The following is a 3,631-nucleotide window of genomic DNA, read 5'->3' as shown; positions in this document are numbered from 1 at the left end:
TCTTTCCGAAAGTCCTTGACTTGTTTCAGTTTTTCTATTAAGCTCAACATATATTTTAAAAATTGCCGGTCACTTCTCATTTTACCTGACAGTGATCGCTTTTACTTTTGATATTCTGATGGGAGAATGAAACAGCCCTACGATCACCCCCAGGTCCGGCACTTTTTGAGGTCAAAAAAGTCTAAAAGCCTTATCCAACAAAGTTTTTAGATTTATTCAGCAAGCCCTAAGTAGAAAATTGCCGTTTTCTTGGCACTGATTACTGATTACTGATTACTGATTACTGATTACTGATTACTGATTACTGTTTACTGATCACTGTTTACTGTCTTAGCCGATTTCCACATTACCTGTCCCTTGAAACATCAGCCAAGAGAGGAAAAAATTAGCCACAAAAATCGCTAACAAAGAAGTTACCACAGCCGTGGTAGTAGATTGACCAACTCCTTTAGCACCGCCGGTGGTGGTTAAACCCCAACTGCAACCGATAATAGCAATTAAAACCCCAAAAATTAGGGACTTTAACATAGAACTAATTAAATCCCATGTTTCCAGAAAATTTTGGGCTGATTGTAAGAATAGGGAATAGGAAATACCGTAAAGACTATCGGAAATAAATAAACCACCGAGTAGGCCAGTGACTAAAGAGATAATAGTGAGCAGGGGTAACATTAAACTACAGGCAATCACCCGGGGAATGACCAAATAATCGATCGGATCGGTTTTTAAAATATATAAAGCGTCAATTTGTTCTGTTACTCGCATTGTACCAATTTCGGCGGCAAAAGCCGAGCCAACTCTCCCCGCCACCACCACCGCGGTTAAAACCGGGGCTAATTCTCTTGTTAAAGCCAAGGAAAGGACTCCCCCAACAAAACTACCCGCCCCAAAAAAAATAAATTCTCTGGCTACCTGAATAGTGAAAACCATACCCACAAAAGCAGCCGTAATTAGGGCAATTGTCAAGGATTCTGGCCCAACAATACTCATTTGTTCAAGAGTATTACGCCGGTGGATTTTGCCATTAAGAATATGTAAAAAAGTTTGTCCCGCTAATAAACCAGCAGCCCCCAAACGCTGGAACCATAAACTTAAACCACCGGCAGCATCACTTTTTCTTGGCATTTGTCGAGGGACTATCGCTAAAATCTAACTTATTATAGGCGAGAATTCCCTCTGATTATCCCTCGATTGTTAGGACTTGGTTTGATGCCACTCGATCGAGGGATAACAAACCATGGTTTTGCGCTGCCAGCAGGGGATAATAGAATTGTCTAGTAGTCGTCAGCTATCAACCCTGATTCTTTATCCATGCCAGATTTAGCGAAAATTATCCTGAGAAACCATAAAATTGATGCCGTTAAACGATTCCATCCTTGGATATTTTCCGGAGCGATTAAAGAGATGGAGGGGGAAGTCAAAGAGGGTGCTATCGTGGAGGTTTATAGCGATCGAGGCGAATATCTAGCCACTGGACTGTATAATCCTAGCAATATTGCCGTTAAAATTCTTTCTTTCCAAAAAGTCAGCGATATTGCTCAATTATTTCGCGAAAAATTCCAGAATGCCTATCAGCTGCGGCAACAAATCGGTTTAGTCGATAACCCGAAAACTAACTGTTATCGCTTAATTAACGCTGAAGGAGACGGTTTACCCAGTTTAATCGTCGATTGGTACAATGGCACGGCGGTTATTCAAGCTTATTCCCTAGCTTTATACCAACGTCTCGATCTGATTGTCGATTGCCTGAAAACTATCTACGCTGACAATTTACGGGCAATCTACGATAAAAGTGCCGCGGTTTTGGCTAAAAGCGCCCATATCTCCGAAAATAAATACTTATTTGGTCAAAAAACTGGCGATGAGGTGTTAGAATCTGGCCACCGCTTTATTATTGATTGGGAAAAAGGACAAAAAACAGGATTTTTCCTCGATCAAAGGGAAAATAGAGCAATATTGTCCCAATATTGCCAGAATAAACGGGTTTTAAATACTTTTTGTTACTCTGGCGGCTTTTCCGTCTATGCTATGCAAGCGGGGGCTGCCCTAGTCCATTCCGTTGATAGTTCCCACGGTGCGATCGATCTTACCGAAAAAAATATCGCCCTGAATAATCTCGGTGAAGTTCCCCATCAATCCTACAGCGCCGATGTTTTTAACTTCCTGCGCGACTGTCAGGAGGATTACGATCTGATTGTCCTCGATCCCCCCGCTTTTGCCAAAAGTATCCAATCCCGTCATCAGGCGGTTATGGCTTATAAAAGATTAAATTACCAAGCTTTCCAGAAAATTCGCCCGCAAGGTATTATTTTCACCTTTTCCTGTTCCCAAGTGGTTAACGAAGAACATTTTCAGGGTGCTGTCATGGCTGCCGCCATTGAATCGGCTCGCCCAGTGCGAATTTTAGCACGTTTAAGCCAACCGGCGGACCATCCCACCAGTATCTATCACTCGGAAGGTTCCTACCTGAAAGGATTGGTTTTAGCGGTGGATTGATGGAAAATTAAACGATTACCATCCGGATCATAGATGTAGATTTCCGGACCGTGGGAAGCCTGGCTAATTTCTCCCCTAGCACCATAGCCGATTTCGCTCAAATGATCGAGGGCTTTTTCGAGACTCTCCACCTCGAAACAAATGCTCATGCCACTGCCCCTAGAATCGCTAAATTCGTCTCTGTGGGACTCTTTAGGGCAAAAAAGACCTAATTTAAGGTTCATCAGCCTAAATTCCGCATAAACGGCGGCAAGGTAGGGGTTTGGTTCCTGTTGCAACAGTTGACGATAAAACTGCACCGAGCGATCGAAATTACTCGTTCCTAGGGCAATAAAAGCTTCTGTGTAATTGAATGGACTATCGGGGGGGTTATTCATTGGGGTTGGGGATTAGGAGATGGGAGATTGCCCAAAAGATCTACTTCAGTGCGGTGAGGATGTCAAGTCCGTTGTACTGCCAATAGTAGTCGCGTCCATTGTCAGACTTTCTATAGCAAAGACCAAGGTGCTTAGGACAATCCATCGCTGAAACCCTGTTCAGATAAGAGTTTGAAAATTGAAAGCGTCCTAAATAACCCATTATTTGCTATATCTCCCTCGGTAGTAAGCTCTTTAAAATACCTATGGTTTGCTGAATAAATATAAAAACCTTGTTGGGTAAGACTTTTAGACTTTTTTGACCTCAAAAAGTGCCAACCATTGGAGTGATCGGGGGTAAAATTCAGGTACTTTTTCCCTGAAAATTAGGTAATTGACCCCCTCAAAATCGGTAAAACCCTACACCCCACACCCTGTCCCCACGAAAAACTTTTTGCCGCAAACCCTACCTAGGGTTAGCTGAATAAATCTGAAAACCTTGTTGGATCAGACTTTTAGACTTTTTGTCAATCAAAAAGTACCGGATATGGGAGTGATCGGGGGGAAAATTCAGGTACTTTTTCCCTGAAAATTAGGTAGTTGACCACCTGAAAATCGGTAAAACCCATCCCCCATCCCCCATCCCCCATCCCCCATCCCCCAACCCCCAACCCCCAACCCCCACCGAAAAACTTTTTCAGCAGACCCTATTTAGGAGATAGGAGTCGTCAATCAGCCAAAAAACTTTGGGACAGGCCGACCAGGTGTTTACCGACAAT

At 43.0% G+C, this 3,631-nt stretch carries 3 protein-coding genes and 1 pseudogene; 1 reads left to right on the top strand and 3 read right to left on the bottom strand.

The features are described 5' to 3' along the window. Positions 1-330 precede the first annotated feature (330 nt). The gene (locus tag IM479_RS15460; protein ID WP_286826084.1) at positions 331-1,125 is read right to left on the bottom strand and encodes an MlaE family lipid ABC transporter permease subunit; all 795 of its coding nucleotides are present in this window, start codon (positions 1,123-1,125) and stop codon (positions 331-333) included. Positions 1,126-1,311: 186 nt separating this feature from the next. Here IM479_RS15460 and IM479_RS15455 point away from each other — a divergent pair, with 186 nt between their 5' ends. Further along, positions 1,312-2,496, top strand: coding sequence for a class I SAM-dependent rRNA methyltransferase (locus IM479_RS15455; protein WP_287684693.1), 1,185 nt, complete (start codon positions 1,312-1,314; stop codon positions 2,494-2,496). On the opposite strand, the gene IM479_RS15450 is transcribed toward IM479_RS15455, so the two are convergent. Together IM479_RS15450 and IM479_RS23080 are read right to left on the bottom strand one after the other, a co-directional pair. After that, on the bottom strand, positions 2,463-2,873 hold the full coding sequence (locus tag IM479_RS15450; protein ID WP_287684692.1) for a VOC family protein: 411 nt from the start codon (positions 2,871-2,873) through the stop codon (positions 2,463-2,465). The two genes, IM479_RS15455 and IM479_RS15450, sit on opposite strands and share 34 nt — an antisense overlap. 445 nt (positions 2,874-3,318) lie before the next feature. Further along, positions 3,319-3,502: pseudogene (locus IM479_RS23080) on the bottom strand (hypothetical protein). Positions 3,503-3,631: the final 129 nt, after the last annotated feature.

The sequence above is a fragment of the Microcystis sp. M165S2 genome, from assembly GCF_020245885.1.
Taxonomy (GTDB): domain Bacteria; phylum Cyanobacteriota; class Cyanobacteriia; order Cyanobacteriales; family Microcystaceae; genus Microcystis.
The sequence above is the reverse complement of the archived record's forward strand: the minus strand, read 5'-3'. Positions and strand labels throughout refer to the sequence as shown.